Here is a 1,255-nt window from a genome sequence, read left to right on the forward strand (position 1 = left end):
CCGTGTTGTAAGCGCTTGACAGGGACGGGGGATATACTGTAAGGTGCATTTGTGTATTTGGATTAATGAGCAAATAACCGCTATTCTGGAGGGCGCATGCTTTCGACGCTTAACAAATATTTTGGCTACACCAGCTTTTTGCCTCTGCAGGAGGCCATCGTTAAGGATATTCTAGGCGGCAGCGACGCGCTCGTGCTCATGCCGACAGGAGGGGGTAAGTCACTCTGCTACCAGCTTCCGGGGCTGTTATTAGAAGGGCTTACCGTCGTGGTGTCTCCCTTGATCGCTCTTATGAAAGACCAGGTGGACGGCCTTATTGAAAACGGCGTACCGGCTGCCTGCATCAACAGCTCGCTGGCTCCCGCAGCGATGACCAGGGTGCGGGCCGCACTTGAGCGGGGAGAGGTCAAACTGCTTTATGTCGCCCCCGAGCGGTTGATGATGCCGCAGTTTCTCGATCTTCTAAAGCGGCTTTCCGTGAGCCTGTTCGCGGTCGACGAGGCGCATTGCATCTCGGAGTGGGGGCACGATTTCAGGCCGGAGTATCGCCGGCTCGCAAGTCTAAAAACTAATTTTCCCGCGACACCGATTATCGCACTCACGGCAACCGCAACGCATCAAGTGCGTGACGATATCGCCGAGCAGCTCAACATCGCCGGCGGCAAACGCTATCGGGCAAGCTTTAACCGCGCAAATCTCACCTATAGGGTCGAGCCCAAGGCCAATGCATACAGCCGGCTACTGCACTATCTTGACGAGCATTCACGGGATTCCGGCATTATCTATTGTCAGAGCCGCAAGCAGGTGGATGCCCTCGCGTATGACCTGCAGCAGGAGGGCTACCGCGCCCTGCCGTACCATGCGGGTTTAAGCCCCGAGGAGCGAACCGCGAACCAGGAGCGGTTTATCCGCGACGACGCCGAGATCATCGTCGCCACCATCGCCTTCGGGATGGGCATCGACAAACCCAACGTGCGCTACGTCATCCATTTCGACCTGCCTAAAAACATCGAGAGCTACTACCAGGAGACGGGGCGCGCCGGCCGCGATGGCCTGCCAGGCGAATGTATCCTGTTCTACAGCCCCGCGGATAGGGCAAAAATTCAGTACTTTATCAGGCAAAAGGAAAATCCCAGAGAGCGCTCTACCGCATACAAAATGCTTAAAGAGATGGTCGACTACTGCGAGGGGAGTACCTGTCGGCGCAAGGTGCTTCTAGCGTACTTCGGCGAGCAATTCGATGAGCCGAGCTGCG

The 1,255-nt window shown here is 56.5% G+C and carries 1 protein-coding gene; it reads left to right on the forward strand.

All coding sequences use genetic code 11. The features are described from left to right. Positions 1 to 96 precede the first annotated feature (96 nt). Positions 97 to 1,255: RecQ family ATP-dependent DNA helicase (locus tag COY37_RS04025; protein WP_286976258.1), on the forward strand; the 1,159-nt coding region annotated here is incomplete at its 3' end.

Origin of the sequence: Candidatus Aquicultor secundus (assembly GCF_002791875.1) — a bacterium.
GTDB lineage: Bacteria > Actinomycetota > Aquicultoria > Aquicultorales > Aquicultoraceae > Aquicultor_A > Aquicultor_A secundus.